Genomic DNA, 24,517 nt, shown 5'->3' with positions numbered 1-24,517 from the left:
CCGACAGTATTTATTTATATATGAGTAAAGGAATAGTACAAAAAGCTTTAGAAAGTATTTCTTATTACCTAACTGTCGAAGAAAAACGTTATGCTATATTTCTTTTTGTTCTTTTAATTTTTTCTTCAATATTAGATGTTTTTGGATTAGCCTCATTGGTGCCATTAATAATGGCTGCTTCTACGCCCGAACTAATAACTAAAAATAGATATTTAGCCCCGGTTTATCATTTTTTTAATTTCCCTAACGAAAAGATATTTTTACTGGCGCTAATAATTTGTGTTTTTTTATTTTTTCTATTTAAGAACCTGTTTACTACCTGGATAAATTACAAACAGGTGCGATTTACGGCAGGTGTTGCGTTAATTATTATTCAGCGGCAGTTTAATAAGTACTTAAATTTACCATTCTGGGACTTTAATAATATTGGCTCTGCTAAATTAATTAATAATGTTTTAAATCTGCCGCAAGGCTATGTTTCCGGCATTATCAGGCCGATATTTAACTTTTTTGCGGAGGTGGCTATTATTATAGTTATAATATTAGGTATTCTAATTTACGAACCACTGCTATTTATAATATTACTTTTGGTATTAGCCCCCTCGGCAATTGGGACATACCAAATGTTAAAAAATAGATCAGAAATTATTGGGCGAAATATTAATCAATTGCGCCCACCTTCTTTAAGAATTATTAGTAATACTTTCAACGGTTTTGTTGAACTAAAGCTGGCAGATAAAATCTTTGAATTTCGGAACCGTTTTTTCCAGAATCAGAAAAAGGTTCAGAGCTTGGAAGCCAAGTCTTATCTCTTCTCCCAGATACCATTAAAAATAATTGAAATGGTGGCTATCCTAGGAGTGTTAACAATCTTTCTATATACAATATTTATTTCCAACTCGCCGGAAAGATTAATTACCATAGTGGGCTTATTTGCCGCTGCCGCTTATAGGCTAATGCCTTCTGTAAATAGGTTATTAACGGCCCTGGTATTACTTAAACAGAATTCTTATATTATAAATGAATTACAGCTATTTAAAGAGCACGAGGGACATGCAAAGTACCAATTAAAATATGAACCTGTTGAATTTAAACAGCATATTTATTTTAAAAATGTAACTTTCTCTTTTCCGGATAGTTTAACCCCAACAATAAAAAATGTTAATTTTAAAATTAGCAAAGGCGAAAAAGTAGGTTTTATTGGTTCTTCCGGTTCCGGAAAAACTACTTTAATGAATATTCTCTTACGCTTTTATATAGAGCAACAAGGTCAAGTTTTAATTGATGGAAAACCATTAACCGAAACGAATAAATTAGCTTGGTATAGCTTAATTGGTTATGTAAAGCAAGACACTTTTTTAATGGAATCTTCTATTAAAGATAATATAACGCTTTTTGATACAGAGGTTGACCCTATAAAATTCAAATATGCCCTCGAACAAGCATCCTTAAATGAATTGGTTAGAAGCTTGCCTAATAAAGAAAATACATTAGTAGGTGAAGGTGGTTTTAATTTGTCTGGTGGTCAAAAACAGCGTATTGGGATTGCTCGCGCATTGTATAGGAATTCACAAGTATTAATACTTGATGAAGCTACCAGTGCACTGGATAGTTTAACCGAACGTGATGTAAGTGAGGCTATAGATAAATTATCCCAGACCGATATGACAATATTCATTATTGCGCATCGGATTACTACCCTACGAGATTGCAATAGAATATTTGAATTAGCTAATGGCGAAATTATAGCTGAACGGACATACGCCGAAGTTCTAAAGAATGTGATTTAAGTTAATAGCTTCTGAACGTATGTTAAGATTGTATTTAGTAGTTAATTTCCTGTTAATTAGGAGCTTAAAATTTTTAAAGTTTTAGGCTAGTTTAAGAGTAAGCGTGTGTAACTTTTATTTAGATTAGGTATCGACACTTTTATATAAAGAAAATGTCCTACCTTTGCACCTGTTTTGTAAAGTTATTGTCTTGGTGTTTAAATATAATTTCATATTGCTAATAAACTATAATTACACAGTAAGAGTGGTTTTACAGAATTTTTTTCTTTATAAAATATAAAGTGCTGGTAATTTAATTAATAAAATAGTTGGAAAAGGCCGAAACCCTATATAACCCGGAGTTAGAAAAAGTTGCATCTGAAGAAAAAGAATCCTGGACGGAAATAATTGAACCACGTACTAATTTGTTGGACTTAGGCCTGAAAGATGTTTGGCGGTATCGCGATCTGGTTATGCTTTTTGTACGCCGTGATTTTGTATCTACTTACAAACAAACTATCCTGGGGCCGATTTGGTTTTTTATTCAGCCTTTATTAACAACTATAACCTTCTTAGTTATTTTCGGACGGGTAGCCAAACTTTCTACCGATGGACTACCTATGATGGTGTTTTACCTGGCCGGAGTTACCGTCTGGAATTATTTTTCCCAGACATTAACCTCTACATCCACTGTATTTACAACAAATGCTCAGATATTTGGTAAGGTTTATTTCCCTCGTCTCACTATGCCATTATCCATAGTTATTTCCAACCTAATAAGATTTGGTATTCAGTTCGTCCTCTTTTTTGTAGTTTGGGTTTATTACCTTATTCAAGGTAGCGCCATACAGCCAAACTGGTTAATAATGCTTACACCATTTCTTATCATTATAATGGGTTTATTATCGTTGGGCTTAGGCATGATTTTTAGTGCTCTTACTACAAAATACCGTGATCTAGCAATGTTACTCACCTTCGGAGTGCAGTTACTTATGTATGCTACCCCGGTTATTTACCCTCTTTCAAGCATTTCCGACGAATATAGATGGATTATTCTGGCTAATCCTTTAAGTTCAATTGTAGAAACCTTCCGCTTTGCATTTCTGGGTTCAGGTACCTTTAACTGGATTTATTTAGGATATAGTACCGCCGTAACGATGGTTATTCTATTTTTGGGAACAATTACCTTTAATAAAGTGCAAAAGAGCTTTACTGATACGGTATAATTTTAATCATAGTAAAGGCCTTAAGTTTGTAATTATATAATAAGTAAAAATTCAACAATTCATAAAATTGAATGAGTAATATTGCCATTAAAGTAGAGAATTTAGGGAAGCTATACCGCTTAGGAGAAGTTGGAACCGGTACGCTCAGCCATGACCTTAACCGTTGGTGGGCCCGAATGCGCGGAAAAGAGGACCCCTTTGCTAAAATTGGCGAAACGAACGACCGTACAATTAAAGGTAATAGTGATTACGTTTGGAGTTTAAAGGATATAAACTTTGAAGTAAAATCTGGTGAAGTGTTAGGAATAATAGGCCGTAACGGAGCCGGTAAATCCACTTTGTTAAAATTACTTTCTAAAGTAACATCTCCAACAGTTGGAAGAATTAAAGTGAATGGTCGTATTGCTTCCTTGCTTGAAGTAGGTACTGGTTTTCACCCAGAATTAACAGGCCGTGAAAATATTTTCTTAAATGGGGCAATTTTGGGTATGAGCAAGGCCGAGATTCGCAGCAAGTTTGATGAGATTGTTGACTTCTCTGGAGTTGAGCGTTACATTGATACTCCGGTAAAACGTTATAGTAGCGGTATGTATGTACGATTAGCCTTTGCTGTATCGGCTTTTCTGGAACCTGAAATTTTAATTGTAGACGAAGTGTTGGCTGTGGGTGATGCAGAATTTCAAAAGAAATGTTTGGGTAGAATGAAAGATGTAAGTGTTAATGACGGAAGAACAGTCTTGTTTGTAAGCCATAACATGGGAGCTGTAGCCCAACTTTGTACCAAAGGGTTGTTAATGAAAAATGGCGGATTACATAAAATTGGCGATATTCAAGAGGTGCTAAATGAATATTTAAGAAGTAATACCGAAAATGCATCATCCTATGCTAATGTGGATATTGATGAAAAGCCAATTCAAATATTGAAAGCGGGTATTGTTGATGCACAGGGAAATGAATGTAGCAGCTTTGCACATAATCAGGAAATTTCAATATATTTTGATTTAAAAAATGTTTCAACTGAAAGAGGCCTTGTTTGTTCTTTGGGCTTACAGGATTTTCAGGAAAGAAGAATTTTTACAGAACAAATAAATATTAATCCGCAAACTGGTTATCAAAAGCATAAAATTACACTTCCAATAAACTTGTTAAGACCTAATAATTTTAAGGTTAGTATTGCCTTACATATTCCTAATGTTAAAGTAATTGAAATTTTAGATTGTTTAACTTTCGAAATTATTGACGTAGGGTCAGAATTTTCTATTTATGGTAATGTAGATAATGGTGTTATTTTTCCTAAGCTTAATTGGTTAGTATTGAATGAGTAAAAAGGTCGCAGTTTTTGCAACTCATGATTTTGGCGGTGCCGGCGAATCGGCATACAGAATAGCTAAGGCTATTCAGAAGCTGGGATATGAATCTAAATTAATTGTAAAACACAAAGCAAAATCAGATTCATTAGTTTGTCAGGTTGCTCAAATTAATAAACCCGAACCAATTGTAAAGAGGGCCTCTAATAGAATATTGAAGATCTTTTCTAATAATCAAAAGAATGAAGAGCTCCTGCTAGATAAAAATTATCATTTTTTTAATATTGATGAGTCTCAGGTTTCTACATCAAGTGTTTCCGTATTAAATGCTTTACCATTTAAGCCAGATATTATTCTTTTAGCGTGGGTTACTGGTTTTATTAATACAGAACTTGCTTATAAATTACAAAAGGAAACAGGCGCCCAGGTTTATTGGCTTATGACAGATATGGCACCAATTACCGGTGGGTGTCATTATGCCTGGGATTGTAAAGGATATACAAGGGATTGCAGCAACTGTCCTGCTATATTAACCGAAAAGTATAAAGATAGGGCAAAACAAAATTTATTATTTAAAAGAAGTTTTATAGAAGCCAGTAATATTAAAGTAATAGCTGGTTCTGGCTGGACCCTTAATCAGGCGAAAGCATCCTCTTTATTTAAAAATCAGAATTACATACCATTAATTAATGGTTTGATTGATTTTAATATATTTAATAATGCTAACAGAAATATTGCCAAACAAGTATTTCATGTTCAAAAAGATTTTAAAATAATCTTCAGCGGTGCCACATATACCGGTGAAAAGAGGAAAGGAATTTCTGAATTAATACAAAGCTTACAAAAGCTTTACCAGCTTCAAACAGATGAAGAGAATGGGAGAATTAAAATACTTGTTGCAGGTAACCAATTAGATGAAAACGAGCTTGTTAAGCAAATACCATTTGATATAATTCCTATTGATTTCATAAAAGATGAACGCTTACTTTCTTTAGCTTACCAGGCAGCCGATGCTTTTATTTGCTCTTCTCTGGAAGACTCAGGACCTATGATGGTTAATGAAGCGCTGGCATGCGGCACACCAGTGGTAGGTTTTGAAATGGGTTTATTGCATAATATGATTCAAAATGGAAAGAATGGTTTTAAAGTACCATTAGGTGACACAACAGCTTTGGCTAGAGCAATAAGAAGCATACTTTCCTTAACAGAAACTGAATTTCAAACATGCTCAGCTAATGCTATAAAAATAGTGGAAGAAAATGCTTCCATTAGCTCATTAGAAAGGTTAATGTTAGAATTAAGCAAAGAAATTTAATGAAGAAGCTCTATAGCAGTTTTAAAAAGCTTTATTTACAAGAAGTACCCGCTCATGGCCTGGCTGCTTTTAGAATTTTCTATGGATTAGTGCTGCTTTGTGAAATAGCTCAGATGTATTATTTTAGGCATCTTATTTTTGATCCTATTCCTTATTTAGAAACATCTGAAGTAAATTTTACGCCTATTCTAATTGTATGGATAGGCGTTATTATTTGTTTAATATTAGGAGTTTTTACGGAATATGTAACGATTATTAATTATGTACTAACTCTTATTACTTTTTCAACTTTTAAAAGCTTTGAATATCATTTAGATTACTCCATGACAGGTATAAATTTTTTATTAATGTTTATGCCTGTTTCACAAACATTTTCTTTAGATCGTCTCATAACAAAGTTAAGATATTCAACTTTGAGAGTAGAATTTAAGCCTCCTACAAAAACCAGTATCATAAATTATTATATACCGGTGGTAATTGGAGTAGGTCTAGTTTACTTTGATTCAATTTTTTGGAAGGTTGCATCACCAATATGGCTTGGTGGTTTAGGATTTTGGCTGCCGGCTAGTTTGCCTTTTGCAACATACGTTGATTTAACTCCAATTTTGAATATTAAATATTTTAGCCTGATATTGGGCTATATTACTCTTGTGTTTGAGTTGGTCTTTTTATTCTTTATTTGGATAAGGAGATTTCGAGTTTTATTGCTGATAATAGGTATTGGATTACATTTAGGTATTTTAATTGCGTATCCTATTCCTTGGTTTGCTTTGGGCGTAACCAGTATTTATACTTTGCTTATTTTCCCAGAGAAATGGGGAAAATTCTTTAAAAGGTTTGTTTCTGCTCATCCATCACTTGTTGTTTATTATGATGAGGAATGTCCGTTATGCAACCGAACTAGAATAGTTGTAAAGCATTTTGATTTATTCAATAAAATTGTTTTTAAAGGTGTTCAAACCTTTGCTCATGAAGAACCAAAGTTGTTCAATATTAGTGATGGACTGCTTCTGAAGAATATTCATAGTTTAGGTGATAAAGGAAGCATTTATAATGGCGTGGGAACCTATGTTCAAATATGTAGAAGGATATGGTTCTTATGGCCATTAAGTATTATCTTAGTTATTCCACCATTTAAACAAATTTCAGAGTTAATTTATAGTTATATAGCTAAAAGTAGGTTTCGGCAGGTCTGTAACGAAGATAATTGTTCTGTGGAATTTCCAACTATTCCTCCCAACTATAACAACATTAAGTTACTTTCAAATTTAAGAGTAATAGATTTAAAAGTAATGTTTACGTTTTGCTTTACTATTTATTGTTTTTTCTTTCAGTCAGTCTGTATATTAAACTCCTGGGGTATTATCAATATTTCAAAAAAAATTAACTTAAGTGAGGTAAGGAATAAAATAAGTGCTTCGTTTAATTCTATAAATGGTCTCAATAGAACATTGTTTGGTTTGACGTCCCATGCTGTCTTTATGGATTACCATTTTAGGGATTATAATCATATTCTAGCAGTCCAATATATTGATGATATAAAAAGAGTTTGGTTACCTATCGTTACAAGTGATGGGATGGCTAGTAGTTATAACTCAGGTAGAGGTTGGGTAAATTGGACATTTAGGACTATGGGACCAAATGTGAATATGAAATCATTATCAAATGGTTTATTAAAATATACTGCCTTTTGGGCAGTTAAGAATGACGTAAATTTAAACAATGCACAATTTAGAATAGTAGCAAAACAAATTAATATTCCACAGCATTGGGAAAAAGATTTTCTAAGAAAGCAAATGGATAACAAATGGATAGATGCAGGCAGAGTATATTGGATAAATAAAGAGTTTAAAGCCGATTTGGTGGACATAGAAAAGATATAACTAGTAACATATATATATGGGCATTCTGAAAACTGCTATCCTGCAGTCCAATTATATTCCCTGGAAAGGGTACTTCGATTTAATTAATTCGGTTGATGAATTTATCCTTTATGACGAGATGCAATACACCAAAAATGATTGGCGTAACCGCAATAAGATTAAGACTCCTAATGGTGTTCAGTGGCTTACAATTCCAGTTAAGCAAGATTCCTTAGAACAAAAAATTAACGAAACTAAAGTTTTTGACCCCAAATGGAATATAAAACATTGGCGTACACTCCAACAAAATTATTCAAAGGCTCCATATTTTAAATTTTATAAAGAACTTTTTGAGAATTTATATTTAACAAATAGCACATCGTATTTAAGCCAAATTAATTTACTTTTTATAACAGCTATCTGCAATGAGTTAGGTATTAAAACCAAAATTACCAGCTCCGAGCAATATAGTTATGGCGATGGCAAAACCGAAAGATTGGTCAATTTAGTAAAAGCGACCGGAGGAAAAGAATACGTATCTGGTCCGGCAGCAAAAGATTACTTAAATGAAAGTTTATTTGAAGAGGCAGGCATAAAAGTAACCTGGATGAATTATGCAGGTTATCAAGAATATCACCAATTATTTCCACCCTTTGAACACGGCGTAAGCATTCTGGACCTTCTATTTAACGAAGGCCCCAATGCTTCTTTGTTTATGAAAAGTTTTGTTGAACTAGGCAAAATTCATGAATAAAGAGTAAAAGGCATTTTTTATGCTGTAGGAAAATTAACCCAGAATTAAGCATGCTAACAATAGCCATAATTGGCGCGGGTGTTTTGGGGCAGCATATTGCCCATTACATTAACCAATCAAATAATTTTAGAGCTGTCGGGTTTTATGATGATTATCAGAAACCAGGTGCAATTATTAGCGATTTACCTGTTCTTGGTTCTACAGAAGCTATTGACTCCGGATTTAAGGCTAAGGTATTTGACGAATTAATAATGGGTATTGGTTATAATCACCTACTTTTTCGGCAACAATTATATGATCACTTTAAAACGCACATACCTTTTGCTACTTACATAAGTCCTTTTGCTTATGTAGATTATTCTATTACAATCGGACAAGGAGTAGTAATTTTACCAGGGTGCGTATTTGATAAAAACGTACAAGTTGAGAATAATATTTTTTTCAATATTGGTTGTTTAATATCACACGATTCGGTAATTAAAAGTAATAGCTTTTTTGCACCGGGTGTTAAAATATCGGGCTTTGTAACTGTAGGTGAAAGATGCTTTTTGGGTATAGGTACAACAATTATAAATAATGTTAATTTAAGTAGTGATATACAAACTGGCGGGGGAACAGTTGTAATTTCTGATATAGATAAACCAGGCCTTTATGCAGGTACACCTGCTAAGTATTTAAAAGATTTAATAAAGATTAAATAATGATTGATTTTAATAAACCATTCTTAACCGGAAAAGAAACAGAATACATAAAGCAAGCCGTTGAATCTGGTAAAATTTCTGGAGATGGCATTTTTACAAAAAGATGCCATCAATTTTTTGAAGAAAAATTTGGTTTTAAAAAAGCTTTATTAACAACTTCCTGCACCGATGCTCTGGAGATGGCTGCCATCTTAATTGATATTCAGCCAGGTGATGAAGTAATTATGCCTGCTTATACTTTTGTATCAACAGCTAATGCTTTTGTTCTGCGTGGGGCCAATATAGTATTTGCCGATAGTAATGCTAAAAACCCTAATATTGATGCAGATAAAATAGAAGCCCTTATTACACCTAAGACTAAAGCTATTGTGCCTGTTCATTATGCAGGAATAGCTTGTGATATGGACAAAATAATGTTTTTAGCTGACCAATATAACTTGTTTGTGGTTGAGGATGCTGCGCAAGCTATTGACAGCTATTACAAAGGGAAATCTTTGGGAAGTATTGGGCATCTCGCCGCCTTTTCATTCCATGAAACAAAGAATTTAATTAGCGGTGAAGGAGGCATGTTGGCAATAAATGATGAGCGCTTTATTGCCAGAGCCGAAATAATTCGGGAAAAAGGCACCAACCGTTCACAGTTTTTTCGAGGTGAAGTGGACAAATATGGTTGGGTAGATGTTGGTTCTTCATTTTTACCTTCAGAAATTATATCCGCATTTTTATATGCTCAAATAGAGAACTTAGATATAATACAGCAAAAGCGTATAGCAATTTGGAACCGGTATTACCATAATCTAAAAGATATTATTCCTCAGAAAGGAATCGATTTACCATATTTACCAGATTATGGTACAAATAATGCTCATATGTTTTATTTAATCTGCCAAAATTTGGAGCAAAGAACGGGTTTAATAAAATATTTAAAAGATAATGGCGTTTTATCGGTTTTCCATTATTTATCTCTGGAGTCAAGCCATTTCTACAGTTCAAAGCATGATGGCAGAATACTAACTAATTCAAATAAGTATACTAATTGTTTGGTTAGACTGCCTATGTTCTTTGAGCTTACAGAATCACAAGTTGATTATATATGTAATCTAATAAAGAAACATTTACAAGATTAATGGAGCATTGATTACGGACGAGGAAATTTAGATTTATTGTAAACCTATGAATAATGAAGTCAAGATTTCAATAATAACAATTAATTTTAATAATTATTTAGGGTTAAAACAAACTATTGAGAGTGTTATTACGCAGAATTACTTAAATAGAGAGTATATTATTATTGATGGCGGTTCTACGGATAATAGTGTTGAAGTCATAAATCAATATTCAGGGAATATAGATTTTTGGGTAAGTGAGCCAGATAAGGGAATCTATAACGCTATGAATAAAGGTATTGCAAGGGCCAATGGTGATTATTTATTGTTTTTAAATTCTGGAGATACCTTAGTAGACGATTCGGTACTAGGTAATGTTGCTTATGTTGGTTTTAATGAAGATATTGTTTATGGAGGATGTACTTTCATAAAAGGCCAAGAAAAAAGCTTAGGAAAGTATCCTTCTCATCTTACATTTAGTCATTTTCTTGATAGTTCATTACCCCATCCGGCGACCTTTATTAAAAAATCTTTGTTTGAAAAAGTAGGCTGTTACGATGAAAATTTAAAAATTGTTTCTGACTGGAAATTTTTTATGGAAGCAATTCTTAAGTATAAATGTTCTTACCGTAAAATTGATGTTCTGATATCTAACTTTACTGAAGATGGAATTAGTAGTAACCCGTTAAATAAAAATTGGGTTGAGGAAGAAAAATTTAACGTTATTACAAAAGACTTCTCCAAAATTTTGTTTGATGAGTTTGTCAAAGCCAATAATGTTGTGGCCCATGTTAAGACATCTAGAATGATTAACGTACTTAAAAAGATTGGTCTGTTATCCAATATAAATTTCTGATATAAATATTCTGCATACTTCAATATATAAATACATAATTTTTCTATAATCATTTTGTCGAATACCACCATCGCAATCAATCCTTTAGTATCGATTATAATGCCTAGTTATAATTATGGTAGGTTTATTAGTGATGCATTGGAAAGTCTTAGAGCACAAACCTACACTAATTGGGAATGTATTATTGTGGATGATGGTTCTAAGGACAACACAAAAGAGGTGGTTGCTGGTTATGTTAAAATGGATGAACGGATTATTTACATTCAGCAGGAAAACAAAGGCGTTTCGGCAGCCCGAAATGCCGCTTTAAAAAAAGCAAGAGGAGAGTATTTTCAGCTCCTGGATGCAGATGATATGTTGAAGCCTGATAAATTGGCTCTGCATGTAAAATTATTAGATGCAAGTCCTCATATTGATTTGGTCTATAGTAATGCCTTAATATTTGAGGATAATGGAGAAGCTGAACATAATTTTCGCCTTTTTAAATTACCTGGCAGTACCCAGGTGTCGGGCAAAAATGAGCTAATCATAGATAACCTTCTAGCTGATAACTTTTTTTTAACGCCATCAGTCATTTTCAGACGTAAAGTTTACGAACAGGTAGGCGGTTTTGTAGAAGGCCTACATGGCCTTGAAGACTGGAATTTTTGGTACCGCGCAGCTTTATTAGGTTTTGAGTTTTATTATGATACTACTGTGGAGGCGCAGGGTATTATTAGGGCTCATTATACGAGCACGGCTCGGAAACACGATAAAATGCTTTTAGGGCGTATACAAGCAAGAGAACTGGTACTGAATAATATTAGAGAATTACAAAAGAGGGGTAAGCTTAGCTTAAACCCCATGTATGTAAATAAAATTATTAATCAGCATAAAGCTTTACTTAATAAAGACAAAATAAAGTATTATATATTTTTCAAGGATAAATTTTTTCAAGGTTTAGAATCGGTTTTTTTATATGGTTATTTTTCTGGAAACCCTCATTCAGCACTTTACGATGGTGCATACTGGATTAAGGAACGAATAAAAAAAAGCAACCTTAAATAGTGCGCAAAAAGGTTTGGTGATTTTGGAATTAAGTAAATCAGCCATTAATTACTTTACATAAAAGTTAAAGAAAATAAATTGGGAATATGAAAGTAGCTTTCATTTCAACTTTGGGGCACGTATCATGGGGTGGAAGCGAAGCATTATGGTATGAAACCGCCAAAAAAGCGTTAACCGAAAAGCATGAAGTACTTACCATTACGCATTTCTTTAATGATATACCGGATAAAATTAAGGAACTGGCGAGGCTAGGAGCAGCTACTCATTTCATGAAAGGGTATGACCCTGCTATTACCGTACGTATACTCAGGCGTTTGAAAAATACCATTGTAAAAGAGTCAGAGGCAGAAAAATTACTTAAAGCTTTTGACCCTGATGTTATTGTATTTAATCAGTGCGGTGCTTATGAGATTACAGAAATGGCTAATTTTCAAAGATATCTTTTATCGGTAAATAAGCCTTATTATATAATTTGCCATAATTATAACGAAACCCTGGTTCTTACAGAGGAAAAGAGGAGAATACTATTAAATTTATTTAGTAAGGCAAAAAATGTTTTTATGATATGTCAGCTTCAGTTGGATACTATTATGAAACAAATAGTAAAAAGGCTTCCCAATGTGAGTTTAATTGATAATCCGGTAAATTTGCAGGATGTCGGGCCCATAAAATTTCCTGCTTTAGATAAGGTGCATTTTGCCTGTGTAGCCAGTTTTGACGTAGACCGGAAAGGGCAGGACATTATTTTTGAGGTATTAAGCAAGGAGAAATGGCAAAATAGAAACTGGCAGCTTAATATATATGGTGGTGGGAAAGACAAAAAATATCTGGAGCAGTTGGTTTCTTATTTTGGCATAGCAGATAAGGTGATTTTTAAAGGGCACGTACAAAATATTAACGCTATTTGGCGGGAAAATCATTTATTGCTTTTGAGTTCCAGAATAGAAACCGGCCCCATGGTACTTACAGAAGCTATGTTATGTGGTAGGCCTGTAGTTACTACTTATGTTGGAAGGGTACCCGAAGTCGTTAAAGATGGTTATAATGGTTTTATAGCAGGGGCAGCTACAGCCAATCTTTTTGATGAGGCATTGGAGCGGGCATGGCAAAATAAAAATCAATGGGAAAGTATAGGAATGCAAGCTTATCAGACAGCTCTCAATGCAGTTAATTTAAATGCACCAGAAACCTTTTTGAAAGTTTTATTACAGGCTCATTTAAGTTCTAATAACGTAGTTAAAATTTAACGCAGCTACTTAATCCTAAAATCTCTAGCTGTTATAAAACCTTTTATTTAATCAATATTGCCAGAAGTTAAGCCTGTACCCCCTTTAGTAAGCATAATAATGCCGGCTTTTAATTGCGAATTGTTTGTTTCAAAAGCAATTGAAAGTGTTCTTATACAAACTTATTCTCAATGGGAATTATTAGTAGCAGACGATAAATCGGATGATGCTACTAAAGAAATTGTGAATAAGTATGCAGGGCAGGATGTAAGGATTAAAGTATTTCATAACTCTTATAATCAGGGAATAGTAAGAACCCGGAATAAATTGTTAGAGAATACCCAAGGTAGTTTAATTGCTTTTCTGGATGCCGATGATTGGATTGCGCCAACCAAATTAGAAAAGCAGGTTAATATACTAATAGCATCCAAAGTAGAAGCAGTGGGTACAAATTACTTTGCTGCTTATTTAAACGGTGAAATAATTAAGAATTCTAAGGGTGTTAGTAAGCAAATAATATCAAAAGAAGATATTTACCAACTGCCTTTTTGGTTACCCTCTATTATGATTACCAAAAATCTTCTACAAAAAGTTGGCGGATACCATAGCTATTTTAATGATATGGCCTGCTATGAAGATTTATACTGGATTTACGAAATTTTAGAATTAAGCAAAATACAATTTATTGAAGAACCGCTTTACTATTATCGGCATAATCCTAACTCTGTTACTAAAACCTTAAATTATAAACGCCTTGCCGGGCAACGGTTGGTAAATGAACTAATTACGCAAAGATTAACTACCGGCCAGGATTGGTTAAGCCAGGCAAATTATAAAGAAGCCGATAATTATATTAATGCTTTAATAAACGATAAAGCTTGGCAGGCAGAATGCTACCGTAGGGTGGCAGCTATAAAAATTGATGAAAAGAATTATAAGAATGCCGTTGAATTACTTACCCAATCGTTAAAGCTAAATTTAAAAAGTCTTAAATCTTACAGAACCTTATTTTATTTATTTAAGTCTATTATTAGAAACAGCTAATGAATGTAATAAAGGGAATAGAGTATAATTTTGGAGGTGGCTAATTAACTTCAGTTTAAATTTATACACTAATTATTTTAAGAACTTAAATGAACTTTGTTCAATTTTAGAAATTGAGATATATAATTTAAAGCTAAAAGTTGAACTAGATTGGTAATTCAGTTGGATTTATACTTAAATCTGGCAAGGTTATCACCATAGCGAAACTGCAAATACTTATGAATATTCTTATTACGGTAGAAACTTTAGTAACCGGAGGAGCAGAAACTTTTGCTTTGCGTTTTGCGCAAGCCTTGAGCAAAGACCACAAAGTTTTTTTGTATAGATTTTATGATAATTTAATTGACCAGGATATTGTAAATAAACTTGCTCCCGATGTTAAAAAGCTCACCTTTAAACATTCCTTGGATGAGTTTTTACGAAAGTTTGATTCTCTGCTTAATAAAATTAATATAGAACATAGTTTAAGAAATTTACTTATTAAGAAACACCTCAAGAAAATAATAAAGAAGCATAATATACAAGTTGTACACAGCAACCAGTTTAAAGTAGATTATGTTACAACTGAGGTAGCCAATTCTCTTAATATTCCAATTGTTACCACTATTCACGGTGATTATTTGCGTTTTTGGGAGGAGCCTCCAAAATCAATTATTAGTTTTAAAACCAAAATAGCTGAATGCGTTGCTATTACTGATGCAATTGTTTGTATTTCGGATTATCAATTAGCCTTTTTCCAGGAGAAGATTCAACCACTAGTAAGTAAAAAAATTAATTTAGTTAAAATATACAATGGATATCCATTTTACCCGGCTTTATTACAAAACGGGAGGGGCCTAAAACAAAAAATTAATATACCACCCGAAAATTTTGTTTTTGGGATGGTTTCGAGGGGTATCCCCGGCAAAGGTTGGGATGTTGCAATAGAGGCATTTATTAAGCTGGCAGAACCTAATACAAATCTGATTTTAGTTGGCCACAGTGATTATTTAAACTCATTGAAAGCAATGAATGGCCACCATAAAAATATTCATTTTGTTGGCTATTCGTCGGAACCTATAAACTGGATAAACAACTTTGATGTTGGTTTGCTTCCTTCCAATTCAGATAACCTACCAACCGTAATTATAGAATATTTATTCTGCGGAAAACCAGTAATTGCATCAGATGTTGGAGAAATTAAAAACATGATTGCATTACCAAATGGTAATGCGGCTGGTAATATAGTCCCTTTAAATGGCAACAAAGTTTCTTCAGAACTTCTTAAAAATGAAATGCAGCGTTATATAAATGATAAAACTCTTTTCCGGGAACATGCAAAGAATGCCCTGCTAGCCGCGCAAAAATTTAATATGGATAACTGTGTTAGTAGTTATGTAGATTTGTATAATAAGAAGAAGAACCAACTAGAAACTTTAAACCTCTAGTTTAAACATAAATAACAAAGAACTTCTAGCCTAATTATCTATATTTGGGCCGCAAAAAAAATTTAACTTAATGAAGAATTTGCTTTTAACCGGAGGTGCTGGATTTATAGGAAGTAATCTCGCGGAAAAATTATTAGAAACAAGTAAATACAGAATTACTTGTATTGATAATTTTGATACTTTTTATGATAGATCTATAAAAGAAAATAATCTTTCTAATCTTATCCAAAACCCTAATTTTAAATTAGTTGAGGCTTCTTTATTGGATTTTCCGGAGTTAAGCCAGTCTCTTGACACTGATTTTGATGTTATTGTACATCTGGCGGCAAAAGCTGGCGTTCGCCCTAGTATAAAAGATCCGGTAGCTTACCAAACTGTTAATTATGTGGGTACCCAAAACTTATTAGAATTTGCGCGTAGCCGGGGAATTAAACAATTTGTTTTTGCCTCCTCCAGCAGTGTATATGGTATTAACCCAAATATGCCTTGGTCAGAAGCTGATCAAGGTTTAAAACCAATAAGTCCTTATGCTGCATCTAAAGTGGCATGCGAATTATTGGGTCACACTTATAGTCATCTATTTGGTATTAGGTTTATAGGACTGCGTTTTTTTACAGTATACGGTCCAAAGCAAAGGCCAGACCTGGCAATTCATAAGTTTGCTAAAATGTTGATTAATGAAGAACCAATAACCGTTTACGGTGACGGTTCTACCCGGCGCGATTACACTTATGTAGATGATATTGTGAACGGCGTTATATCTGCTTTAGATTATAACAAATCATTGTACGAAATTATTAATCTGGGCAATCATCAAACTATTAAATTATCAGATTTGATAAAGGAATTAGAAGTTGCTTTTAACAAAAAAGCAAAATTGGTTTATCAGGAAGAGCAGGAGGGGGATGTACCAGCTACTTATGCCGATATTTCTAAAGCTCAGGAATTATTAAATTATAATCCTAAAACAGGAATAAAAGATGGCTTAGAGGCTTTTGCACAATGGTTTAACCAGCAGTATAAAAATAATTTGAATGCCGGTTAAAAAGAAAGTTTTATTTCTGATTCCAGGCTTAGGTGCCGGTGGTGCTGAGCGATCGTTGAGTAAGTTAAGCTTGGAAATTGCTAAAAGCCATGAGGTATATGTAGCAGTTTTTAATAAACTAGAAGGAATTGCATTTCCTTTTGGTGGTACCTTAATTGACCTGGAGATTCTTGGAGCAGATTCCATTGCTGGCAAAATATCAAGCTTCTATAACCGTGTAAAAAAAATAAAAGAAATTAAGAAAAGGTTAGCTATTGATGTTTGCATCAGTTTCCTGGAAGGTGCTGACTATATAAATCTTTTAACGAAAGGTAAAGAAAAAGTTATTATTAGTATTCGGGGCTCCAAGACTTTTGATGCTGAGATAAGTGGAACCATCGGCTGGATTCGGAAAAAGGTACTTATGCCTTACCTTTATAAGAGAGCAGATTCTATTGTGGCTGTTAGTGAAGGAATTAAGCAAGAGTTAATACAAGATTTTAATCTGGATAAGAACAAAATAATAACCATTTATAACTTTTATGAAACTAAAAAAATTCTCCAGCTGGCCAATGAACCGTTAGATGCTGTATACCAACATATTTTTAATGGACCTGTTATTATAAATTCTGGCCGTTTGCATATACAGAAGGCTCATACCCAATTACTGGAAGTATTTGCTTTAACCAGGGCCACAACAAATGTGAAATTAATAATTATTGGAGATGGCGGCTTAATTATGCCTTTGCTGGAAAAAGCGAAAGAGTTGAACTTGAAAGCCTATTGGTGGAATCAGCAGGAGGAAATAAGTTCAAATTACCATGTATATTTTCTGGGTTATCAGCACAACCCATTCAAATTTATTCAAAAAGCTAAACTATTTGCCTTTTCTTCTTCCTGGGAAGGATTCCCGAATGCTTTAGCAGAAGCAATGATTTGTGGCACGCCCGTAATAACCACCGATTGTCCAACTGGTCCCCGGGAAATTATGGCTCCTGGTACTAAACCAAATTTTGTTTTAGATAAAGCTGAATATACAAAGTTTGGTGTTTTAATGCCTTTATTAAACCAAAATAATGATAAGGTAAAACTAATGTGGGCGGCAACAATAGATGCCTTGTTAGAAGATGAAAACTTAAGAACTTACGCTAAAAATGCCGAAATGCGTATGTCGGATTTTACCCCGGAGACAATCACTAACCAATGGGAACGGATCATAAACCAGCAATAGTAATTGTAGATAATTCTGTAGCCATTACAGGCGCCTTAAAGGCAATTGTCAACTCCACCTCAAAATTAACTTCAGAATTTAATTTTCTGTATGTTTTGCCAGAAAACAGTAAGGCATTACCTTTTTTGCAAAGCCTGCAACTTAATTATAAAACAATCCCCTTTATAGAAATTAGCAAGGATCCCGTAAATCTGGTTAAGTATTTTCCGTTTTTAATTCTAAATGGGATTAGGCTGCGAAAAATAGCCCGCCAGCATAAAGCTAAAGTTATTCATATGAACGATTTCTATAATTTGACGGGTATAATGGCTAAAATACTAGGTGCCAATGTTGTATTAATAACCCATGTTCGTTTTCTGCCACAAAAGTTTATGCCGGCATTGGCAAATACATGGGCTAAGTTAAATTTGCAATTTGCCACTAAAATTATCTGCGTATCTAATGCTGTAAAAACCTTCTTTCCCAAATCAGATAAAACGTTAGTTATTTATGATCCACTGCCAGAAAGAGAAGTACTTCCATCAAAAGAAAGATTAATACAACAAACTTCTCCAGTCAGGCTATTGTATTTAAGTAACTTTATTAAGGGGAAAGGACAAGATTATGCCTTGGAAGCTTTTAAGAAGGCTTACGAGAAAGACAAATCTTTACACTTAACTTTTGCCGGAGGCGATATGGGACTGGAAAAAAACCGGGTATTTAAGAATGGATTAATAGAGGAAGTAACAAAAGAAAATTTAAAAAATGTTGTAAAATTCAGGGAGTTTGTAGAAGATGTTGAGGGTGCTATTAAAGAAGCAGATATTGTTCTAAATTTTTCTGAGTCGGAATCATTTTCTTTAACCTGTTTAGATGCCCTATTCTTTGGAACACCGCTAATTGCGACTGATTGTGGAGGACCAGCCGAGCTTTTTGAAAATGATAAATCTGGTTTACTTGTACCAAATAAGAATGTGGAAGCTATGACAAGTGCTATCCTGCAATTAGCTAAGGACCGAGAAAAACAACTTGCTTTTGCAAAAGAAAGCAGACGTTATGTTCGTGAAAAGTTTAATGCCAAAAATACCTATTTAAACTTGGGGAAACTGTACCGGGAAATAGTTTCGCCAAATTAGTATTTTAAATTGAAATAGCAGGTGCACATACAGTTACGTCTTTTATAAAATTTAATAATAGTTATAGCACTCAGTTATATTCTTTACTAATTTAATAGGGTTTCCGGTTTTTAATAAATTAAAAAGTATATCAAGTTGCGCATGTTAGATCAGCGTATTAAAATAAATATTCCAGAAGAAAAACTTTTAAGTTTTAGGGAGTTAGGCTACATTGATAAAGTGCTGGATGAGCTTTTTAAAATTTCTAATTTAACAGATTATGAAGTTATTATTTATTTTAAATTAAATAACGACAAAAAGAAAATAGAAATTGAGCCAAGTTCAAAAAAGCAAATTGTTTTTTTTGTTTGTGATGAATCTGATGTGTATCCTGATGATTTTATTTTAAATCAAATTTTTTTAGGTTTTAGGCATTATTTGCCTTGTAAGTCATTTAAAAATAAGCTTTTTTATTTACCTGTTGGATATAGCCGTAACTTTGACAGCCAACCGGTTGTGCCTATAGAAAGAAGAAGTATTAACGTGTTTTTTTCAGGCAATTTACATCTTGGGCGCGCCAGGTTATACCGTTACTTTACAAAACTCAGGTTTTTACCTTTTGCTATTCTATATAGGCTACAAAAACGTTCACAGAGTAATTTTAGTTATAAATTCCCGAATTCGCATATTCAGTTTAATAACGGCTTCCATACTGGTCTTTCCTCAACTGAATACAATAAAATGATATACAAAAGTAAAATTGTATTATGTCCACCAGGGTTAAATCAAAAAGAAACCATGCGGCATTTCGAATCTATGAAAGCCGGCAGTATAATAATCAGTGAAAGAATGCCCAATGTGCATACATACCAAAACTCGCCTATGATTTTTGTTGAACATTGGAATGAGATAGATTCAATTTTAAAAGAGTTAATAAATAGTCCGCAGCAATTAGCAAACCTGCATAAAGAAACACTGAAATGGTGGCAGAATGTTTGTGACGAAAAATCAACAGCAAAGTATATTTACGAGTTAATCAAAGAAAAAGAAAGAAATTTATAGCTCTATAAGGTTAAGGACTAAAAATAATTTTTAAATATTAAATTTTATCCTTATTCTTTTTATGAAAAAATATTTTCTTTAATGTATTAGAATTATCCATTTTTGAATTATTTTTGCTAACCTTTAAATAAGATCAAAAAAGCAGACAAAATTAATTCATTATTTTCATGCCCTCCAATACAGGATCCCCTTTGGGAATTTCCGTTGTAATTTGTTGCTATAATAGTAGCAGTCGTTTACCACAAACTTTAAAGCATTTAGCTAAGCAAAAAATAACAAAGCCAAATCTCCAATGGGAGATTCTTGTGATTGATAATGCCTCAACTGATAATACGGCTTTAGTGGCTAGAAATGAATGGGAAAAGTATAAAAATAATGCTCCTTTATTTATTATACCTCAACCTATACCAGGCACAGGACCCGCTCGGGATTTGGGTATTGAAAAAGCAAACTTTGAGTTTATATTATTTTGCGATGATGATAATTGGTTAGCAGAAAATTATGTTGAGCTAGCCTATGAGATAATGATTTCAAATCCACATATAAGTGCTTTAGGAGGACACGCTAATGACATTTGTGAAATTACACCACCTGTTTGGTTTGAATCATTGAAGTCAGCCTATGCCATTGGTGGCCAAGGTCCTGTTAAACATGGTGAAATATCAAAGATTAGGGGGTTTATATATACAGCAGGCGGTGTTTTTCGGAAATCTGTATTGAAAGATATTGAAAAAAAAGGCTTTATTAAAATTCTTACTGGTCGAACAGGTAAAAATTTAAATCCTGGAGAAGATGTTGAACTTTGTTACGCTTTAATTTTAACCGGGAATAAAATCTATTATGATGAAAGAATGCAATTTCAGCATTTTTTACCAAAAGGACGCTTAAGTTGGGCTTATTATAAAAAAATGAAAAAAGGTTTTGGCAATACCTATCCTTTTCTTATGCCTTACAAACTTTTAATTAATAAACAAAAAGAGCGATTTAATCACGGTATTATTTGGCTTTATGTTACTGGTTTATATTTGATTATCAAAAATATTTTTTTTGAACTTCCTTTAGCTTTTTTCGGCAAAAATTACTATCAGGTTAGATCCGATTTAGAAAGTCATTTTGGATTTATAACGAACTTATTTAGGCATCATAAAAAAGTAACGAATCTTTTTGAAGAGTTAAAAATAGCTGATTGGATTAGCGAGGAGTTTAAACCTTAGTTTATTGTTAGTAACTGAAATTGATTAAGTTTGTATTTAATTATATTTAGCTAATCTTTTCCACATTTTTTTTATTTAATTAATGACGATGGATATTTCCCAATTTGTAAGAGGATTAATAATTGATAATTTAGCAGGGTTTTCTTATCGAAATATTCCAAATTTTATTTTTAGCTTTTTAGTTTGTGCTATATTAGCCTTTTTATTAGGTAAAATGTATACCAAATACGGTCATGCATTATCTAATCGTAAGGTGTTTTCCCGGAACTTTGTTATTTTGGCTCTTACCACCATGTTCATTATCTCGGTAGTTAAAACATCTTTAGCTTTATCCTTAGGATTGGTAGGGGCACTTTCAATTGTTCGCTTCCGTTCTGCTATCAAAGAGCCGGAAGAACTTACCTATTTGTTTTTGACTATTGCTATTGGTTTAGGTTGCGGTGCGGGTTTAACCATCTTAACTATTATAGCCTTTGCTGGGTTTATGATTGTAATCTGGTTTAGAAACCGTTCACAGAAACCATTGGATAATCAAAATTTATATTTTACCATTTCAAACAACAACGGGCAAATGCCAGATTTAAATCAAGTTGTACAAATTCTGCGTTCTTGTGTTCAGGGAGTTAAGTTAAAAAGGTTGGATGAAACCGAGGATACTTTAGAAGCTTCGTTTGTAGTGGATGTAGAAGATTATCAAGCCTTGGAAAAAGCCCGTTCATCATTAAAAAGCCAGTACCCGCATTTAAACCTTACCTTTGTTGATACTACCCGCGACTTTTAATTGATTATATAGATGAAGTCGGTTAATAAAAAGTTGGGTTTAGATAAATTTAGATATGAGCGGAAGTATTTGATAGAAGGAATTTCTTTTGCTGAAGTGAAGTTAGCTTGCCAGTTACATCCCAAAGGCTTTAGGCCTGTTTTCCATCCCAGGACCATAAACAACATTTATTTTGATACTTTTGGCTTTAAGCATTACGCCGATAATGTAGAGGGAAATCAGCAACGTTTAAAGGTGCGTATAAGATGGTACGGCAATTTGTTTGGTGAGATAAAAAAGCCTGTTCTGGAATTAAAAATTAAGGAGGGATTGTTAGGCATTAAGAAATCTTACAAATTAAATCCTTTTGTATTAGATAAAAATTTTTCTAAAGATTCTATTTTAGATGCTTTAAACCGTAATGATGTGCCGGTCCAGATCAAAAAGGACCTCGCTTCGTTGCAACCTGCAATTTTAAACCAATACCATCGGCACTACTACTTGTCATTCGATAGAAAGTTCAGAATAACCATTGATCAAAAAATGAATTACCATCGAATTAGTTATCATAATCCATTATTTCTGGAAAATTCTCATGATCGTAATACCCTAATTATGGAGTTAAAGTATGCCCACGGGGCTGATCAGGAAGCCAGAGAAGTATCGGCTTTATTCCCTTTTCCTTTAACCAAGAGTTCTAAGTATGTGCAAGGGTTAGAACGCCTCTTTTTGTAATTATTTTACTTTATGAAAGCAATCCTAGAAAGGAGCTCAAATAGAAAGAAGAAACAAGTTAGAGTACAGGCAGTGATAGTGTTGCTGATTGCTTTTGTTTTTTGTCTTTCGGGGTATGCTTTCTTAAAGAAGCCTAAGGCAGAACGTGCGTTAATTGTGAATAATGTAATTGCGGAACCGCAATTATCCCAGCCATCGGGGTTTTACACCAGCTCTTTTTTTCTTAGCTTAACTTCCAGTAATCCGCAAGCTAAAATCTATTTTACTACCGATGGTACGAAACCCACAATTGATTCGGATTTATATCAAGAGCCAATTCAAATCTCCTCGCGGGCTGATGAGCCGAATAAACTCTCCGAAATTAAGAATTCGCCCGTTTTCTTTTATCCGATAAGCCGTGTTTTTAAAGGCTGCATAGTGCGGGCTATTACGGTTGTTAATGATTCAATAAAAAGCCAAGAAACGGTGGCCAGTTACTTTATTCACCCAACTGGTAGAAGTAGGTATTCTTTACCAGTATTTTCGTTAGTAACTGACGAAGAAAATTTATTTGGGTATAAGAATGGAATTTATATAAATGGCGCTACCACCGATGATAAAGATTATTATTTGAAAAATAACATCAGCATTGAAGATTACCGAAAAGGCTTTCCTACTAATTATAAAAGACGGGGCGAGCGTTGGGAGCGGCCAGTAGTGCTGGATTTTTTTGAAGGTGCAAGTAATCTTGGATTTAAAATAAATGCTGGTGTTCGGATACATGGCAATGCTACACGGGAGCGTCCGCAAAAATCTTTAAAATTCTATATCAATCAAAAGTATGGCGATGCCTTATTGAATTATCCCCTTTTTGGTCCCGGAAGTTTACAACAGCAGAATACCTTTTTGTTAAGAAACTCCGGACAAGATATGTATAAGGCGCGGATGCGAGATGCCCTAATGCAGCAAATATTAAAAGGCAATACTACTTTAGATTTACAGAACTACAGGCCTAGTATTTTATTTATTAACGGCGAATATTGGGGAATACATGACATTCGTCAGCGTGTAGATGAATTCTACTTCTCGCACAAGTATAATATTCCCCTGGATAGCTTATCTATTTTGGGAGTTAATATGGCTGTGGAATATGGAAAACCAGCCGATAGTGCATCTTTTGTTAAACTCTTAAATTTCGTTTCAAAAAATAATATGGCTATTCCGGAGAATTACAAAGTAGTAGAGTCAGAAATGGACGTGGATAATTTCATTGATTATATAATTGCAGAAGTTTACTGTTCAAATCCGGATTGGCCCCATAACAACATTAATTTGTGGAGATACAATAGCGGGAAAAATAAAGAAGAAAAATCGTTTAAAGATGGTCGGTGGCGGTGGGCTTTGTATGATACCGATATTGCTTTTGGAGCTGAAAGGCCAGCTTCATATAATATGTTAAACTACTTATTAAATAAAAAAGGGCTAGGTCAGTTATTTAACAAATTATTAGATAACAAAGCTTTTCGAATTAAGTTTTTGGAACGGTTTGAGTACCACTTAGAAAATACCTTCCAACCAGATAAAGTTATTAAAATAATCAACAGCATGGAGAAGGAAATTGCTCCAGAAATGGAGGAGCATATTGCTAGGTGGCGAACTTTTAATTCGGCAGGTGAGTGGAAGAAACAAGTTGAAGTGTTACGATTATTTGCCAAAACAAGACCGAGATACCAACGCCAGGAATTAGATGCCTTAAAGGCACGCTACCAGCAGTAACA

21 protein-coding genes are annotated in these 24,517 nt (G+C 33.6%); all 21 read left to right on the top strand.

Going from position 1 to position 24,517, the window contains the following annotated elements; translation table 11 throughout:
* Positions 1-20 precede the first annotated feature (20 nt).
* The 21 genes from F0145_RS06285 (at position 21) to F0145_RS06185 (ending at position 24,515) form a co-directional block, all read left to right on the top strand.
* Entirely contained in the window at positions 21-1,790 is a 1,770-nt protein-coding gene (locus F0145_RS06285; protein ID WP_150087462.1) for an ABC transporter ATP-binding protein, read from the top strand.
* A 308-nt stretch (positions 1,791-2,098) separates the two neighbouring features.
* Positions 2,099-2,995, top strand: a complete 897-nt coding sequence (locus F0145_RS06280; protein WP_223815847.1) for an ABC transporter permease — start codon at positions 2,099-2,101, stop codon at positions 2,993-2,995.
* 71 nt (positions 2,996-3,066) lie between these two features.
* Positions 3,067-4,320 (top strand): ABC transporter ATP-binding protein, encoded by a 1,254-nt coding sequence (locus F0145_RS06275; protein WP_150087461.1) that lies wholly within the window; start codon positions 3,067-3,069, stop codon positions 4,318-4,320.
* Positions 4,313-5,617, top strand: coding sequence for a glycosyltransferase (locus F0145_RS06270; RefSeq protein WP_150087460.1), 1,305 nt, complete (start codon positions 4,313-4,315; stop codon positions 5,615-5,617). Before F0145_RS06275 ends, F0145_RS06270 begins: the two co-directional genes overlap by 8 nt.
* Positions 5,617-7,500, top strand: a complete 1,884-nt coding sequence (locus tag F0145_RS06265) for a DCC1-like thiol-disulfide oxidoreductase family protein (RefSeq protein WP_150087459.1) — start codon at positions 5,617-5,619, stop codon at positions 7,498-7,500. Before F0145_RS06270 ends, F0145_RS06265 begins: the two co-directional genes overlap by 1 nt.
* A 16-nt stretch (positions 7,501-7,516) precedes the next feature.
* On the top strand, positions 7,517-8,233 hold the full coding sequence (locus tag F0145_RS06260; RefSeq protein WP_223815845.1) for a WbqC family protein: 717 nt from the start codon (positions 7,517-7,519) through the stop codon (positions 8,231-8,233).
* A 50-nt stretch (positions 8,234-8,283) separates the two neighbouring features.
* On the top strand, positions 8,284-8,934 hold the full coding sequence (locus tag F0145_RS06255) for a NeuD/PglB/VioB family sugar acetyltransferase (RefSeq protein ID WP_150087458.1): 651 nt from the start codon (positions 8,284-8,286) through the stop codon (positions 8,932-8,934).
* Positions 8,934-10,061 carry a dTDP-4-amino-4,6-dideoxygalactose transaminase gene (rffA, locus tag F0145_RS06250; RefSeq protein WP_150087457.1) on the top strand — a complete coding sequence of 376 codons (1,128 nt, stop codon included), beginning with the start codon at positions 8,934-8,936 and terminating at the stop codon, positions 10,059-10,061. The genes F0145_RS06255 and rffA overlap by 1 nt, the downstream gene beginning before the upstream one ends.
* Positions 10,062-10,107: 46 nt before the next feature.
* Positions 10,108-10,896: a glycosyltransferase family 2 protein gene (locus F0145_RS06245; protein ID WP_150087456.1), complete on the top strand. Its 789-nt coding sequence runs from the start codon at positions 10,108-10,110 to the stop codon at positions 10,894-10,896.
* A 54-nt stretch (positions 10,897-10,950) separates the two neighbouring features.
* Positions 10,951-11,943: a glycosyltransferase family 2 protein gene (locus tag F0145_RS06240; RefSeq protein ID WP_150087455.1), complete on the top strand. Its 993-nt coding sequence runs from the start codon at positions 10,951-10,953 to the stop codon at positions 11,941-11,943.
* An 86-nt stretch (positions 11,944-12,029) separates the two neighbouring features.
* Positions 12,030-13,190, top strand: coding sequence for a glycosyltransferase family 4 protein (locus F0145_RS06235; RefSeq protein ID WP_150087454.1), 1,161 nt, complete (start codon positions 12,030-12,032; stop codon positions 13,188-13,190).
* Positions 13,191-13,247: 57 nt separating this feature from the next.
* Positions 13,248-14,213, top strand: a complete 966-nt coding sequence (locus tag F0145_RS06230) for a glycosyltransferase (protein ID WP_150087453.1) — start codon at positions 13,248-13,250, stop codon at positions 14,211-14,213.
* Positions 14,214-14,431: 218 nt separating this feature from the next.
* Complete coding sequence (locus F0145_RS06225; RefSeq protein ID WP_150087452.1) at positions 14,432-15,640, top strand: glycosyltransferase family 4 protein; 1,209 nt, start codon at positions 14,432-14,434, stop codon at positions 15,638-15,640.
* A 70-nt stretch (positions 15,641-15,710) separates the two neighbouring features.
* Entirely contained in the window at positions 15,711-16,685 is a 975-nt protein-coding gene (locus F0145_RS06220; RefSeq protein WP_150087451.1) for a GDP-mannose 4,6-dehydratase, read from the top strand.
* Positions 16,675-17,895: a glycosyltransferase gene (locus F0145_RS06215; RefSeq protein WP_150087450.1), complete on the top strand. Its 1,221-nt coding sequence runs from the start codon at positions 16,675-16,677 to the stop codon at positions 17,893-17,895. The genes F0145_RS06220 and F0145_RS06215 overlap by 11 nt, the downstream gene beginning before the upstream one ends.
* Complete coding sequence (locus tag F0145_RS06210; RefSeq protein WP_150087449.1) at positions 17,868-19,010, top strand: glycosyltransferase family 4 protein; 1,143 nt, start codon at positions 17,868-17,870, stop codon at positions 19,008-19,010. The genes F0145_RS06215 and F0145_RS06210 overlap by 28 nt, the downstream gene beginning before the upstream one ends.
* A 141-nt stretch (positions 19,011-19,151) precedes the next feature.
* The gene (locus tag F0145_RS06205) at positions 19,152-20,051 is read left to right on the top strand and encodes a glycosyltransferase family 47 protein (RefSeq protein WP_150087448.1); all 900 of its coding nucleotides are present in this window, start codon (positions 19,152-19,154) and stop codon (positions 20,049-20,051) included.
* A gap of 167 nt (positions 20,052-20,218) precedes the next feature.
* Positions 20,219-21,265: a glycosyltransferase gene (locus F0145_RS06200; protein WP_150087447.1), complete on the top strand. Its 1,047-nt coding sequence runs from the start codon at positions 20,219-20,221 to the stop codon at positions 21,263-21,265.
* 82 nt (positions 21,266-21,347) lie between these two features.
* The gene (locus F0145_RS06195; RefSeq protein WP_150087446.1) at positions 21,348-22,046 is read left to right on the top strand and encodes a DUF4956 domain-containing protein; all 699 of its coding nucleotides are present in this window, start codon (positions 21,348-21,350) and stop codon (positions 22,044-22,046) included.
* 12 nt (positions 22,047-22,058) lie between these two features.
* A complete protein-coding gene (locus F0145_RS06190) occupies positions 22,059-22,760 on the top strand; it encodes a VTC domain-containing protein (RefSeq protein ID WP_150087445.1) in 702 nt (233 codons plus the stop codon).
* A gap of 12 nt (positions 22,761-22,772) precedes the next feature.
* Positions 22,773-24,515, top strand: coding sequence for a CotH kinase family protein (locus F0145_RS06185; RefSeq protein ID WP_150087444.1), 1,743 nt, complete (start codon positions 22,773-22,775; stop codon positions 24,513-24,515).
* Positions 24,516-24,517: the final 2 nt, after the last annotated feature.

It is taken from the genome of Adhaeribacter rhizoryzae (assembly GCF_008629685.1).
Taxonomy (GTDB): Bacteria; Bacteroidota; Bacteroidia; order Cytophagales; family Hymenobacteraceae; genus Adhaeribacter; species Adhaeribacter rhizoryzae.
Note: the sequence above shows the minus strand (reverse complement) of the source record. Positions and strands in the feature narration are given on the sequence as shown.

Excerpts from the sequence above, each read along its gene's own strand:
- rffA (WP_150087457.1), top strand. The coding sequence starts at position 8,934 with ATGATTGATTTTAATAAACCATTCTTAACCGGAAAAGAAACAGAATAC.
- F0145_RS06205 (WP_150087448.1), top strand. The coding sequence starts at position 19,152 with ATGTTAGATCAGCGTATTAAAATAAATATTCCAGAAGAAAAACTTTTA.
- F0145_RS06255 (WP_150087458.1), top strand. The coding sequence starts at position 8,284 with ATGCTAACAATAGCCATAATTGGCGCGGGTGTTTTGGGGCAGCATATT.
- F0145_RS06200 (WP_150087447.1), top strand. The coding sequence starts at position 20,219 with ATGCCCTCCAATACAGGATCCCCTTTGGGAATTTCCGTTGTAATTTGT.
- F0145_RS06260 (WP_223815845.1), top strand. The coding sequence starts at position 7,517 with ATGGGCATTCTGAAAACTGCTATCCTGCAGTCCAATTATATTCCCTGG.
- F0145_RS06215 (WP_150087450.1), top strand. The coding sequence starts at position 16,675 with ATGCCGGTTAAAAAGAAAGTTTTATTTCTGATTCCAGGCTTAGGTGCC.
- F0145_RS06285 (WP_150087462.1), top strand. The coding sequence starts at position 21 with ATGAGTAAAGGAATAGTACAAAAAGCTTTAGAAAGTATTTCTTATTAC.
- F0145_RS06190 (WP_150087445.1), top strand. The coding sequence starts at position 22,059 with ATGAAGTCGGTTAATAAAAAGTTGGGTTTAGATAAATTTAGATATGAG.
- F0145_RS06210 (WP_150087449.1), top strand. The coding sequence starts at position 17,868 with ATGGGAACGGATCATAAACCAGCAATAGTAATTGTAGATAATTCTGTA.
- F0145_RS06270 (WP_150087460.1), top strand. The coding sequence starts at position 4,313 with ATGAGTAAAAAGGTCGCAGTTTTTGCAACTCATGATTTTGGCGGTGCC.
- F0145_RS06225 (WP_150087452.1), top strand. The coding sequence starts at position 14,432 with ATGAATATTCTTATTACGGTAGAAACTTTAGTAACCGGAGGAGCAGAA.
- F0145_RS06275 (WP_150087461.1), top strand. The coding sequence starts at position 3,067 with ATGAGTAATATTGCCATTAAAGTAGAGAATTTAGGGAAGCTATACCGC.
- F0145_RS06245 (WP_150087456.1), top strand. The coding sequence starts at position 10,108 with ATGAATAATGAAGTCAAGATTTCAATAATAACAATTAATTTTAATAAT.
- F0145_RS06220 (WP_150087451.1), top strand. The coding sequence starts at position 15,711 with ATGAAGAATTTGCTTTTAACCGGAGGTGCTGGATTTATAGGAAGTAAT.
- F0145_RS06235 (WP_150087454.1), top strand. The coding sequence starts at position 12,030 with ATGAAAGTAGCTTTCATTTCAACTTTGGGGCACGTATCATGGGGTGGA.
- F0145_RS06265 (WP_150087459.1), top strand. The coding sequence starts at position 5,617 with ATGAAGAAGCTCTATAGCAGTTTTAAAAAGCTTTATTTACAAGAAGTA.
- F0145_RS06185 (WP_150087444.1), top strand. The coding sequence starts at position 22,773 with ATGAAAGCAATCCTAGAAAGGAGCTCAAATAGAAAGAAGAAACAAGTT.
- F0145_RS06195 (WP_150087446.1), top strand. The coding sequence starts at position 21,348 with ATGACGATGGATATTTCCCAATTTGTAAGAGGATTAATAATTGATAAT.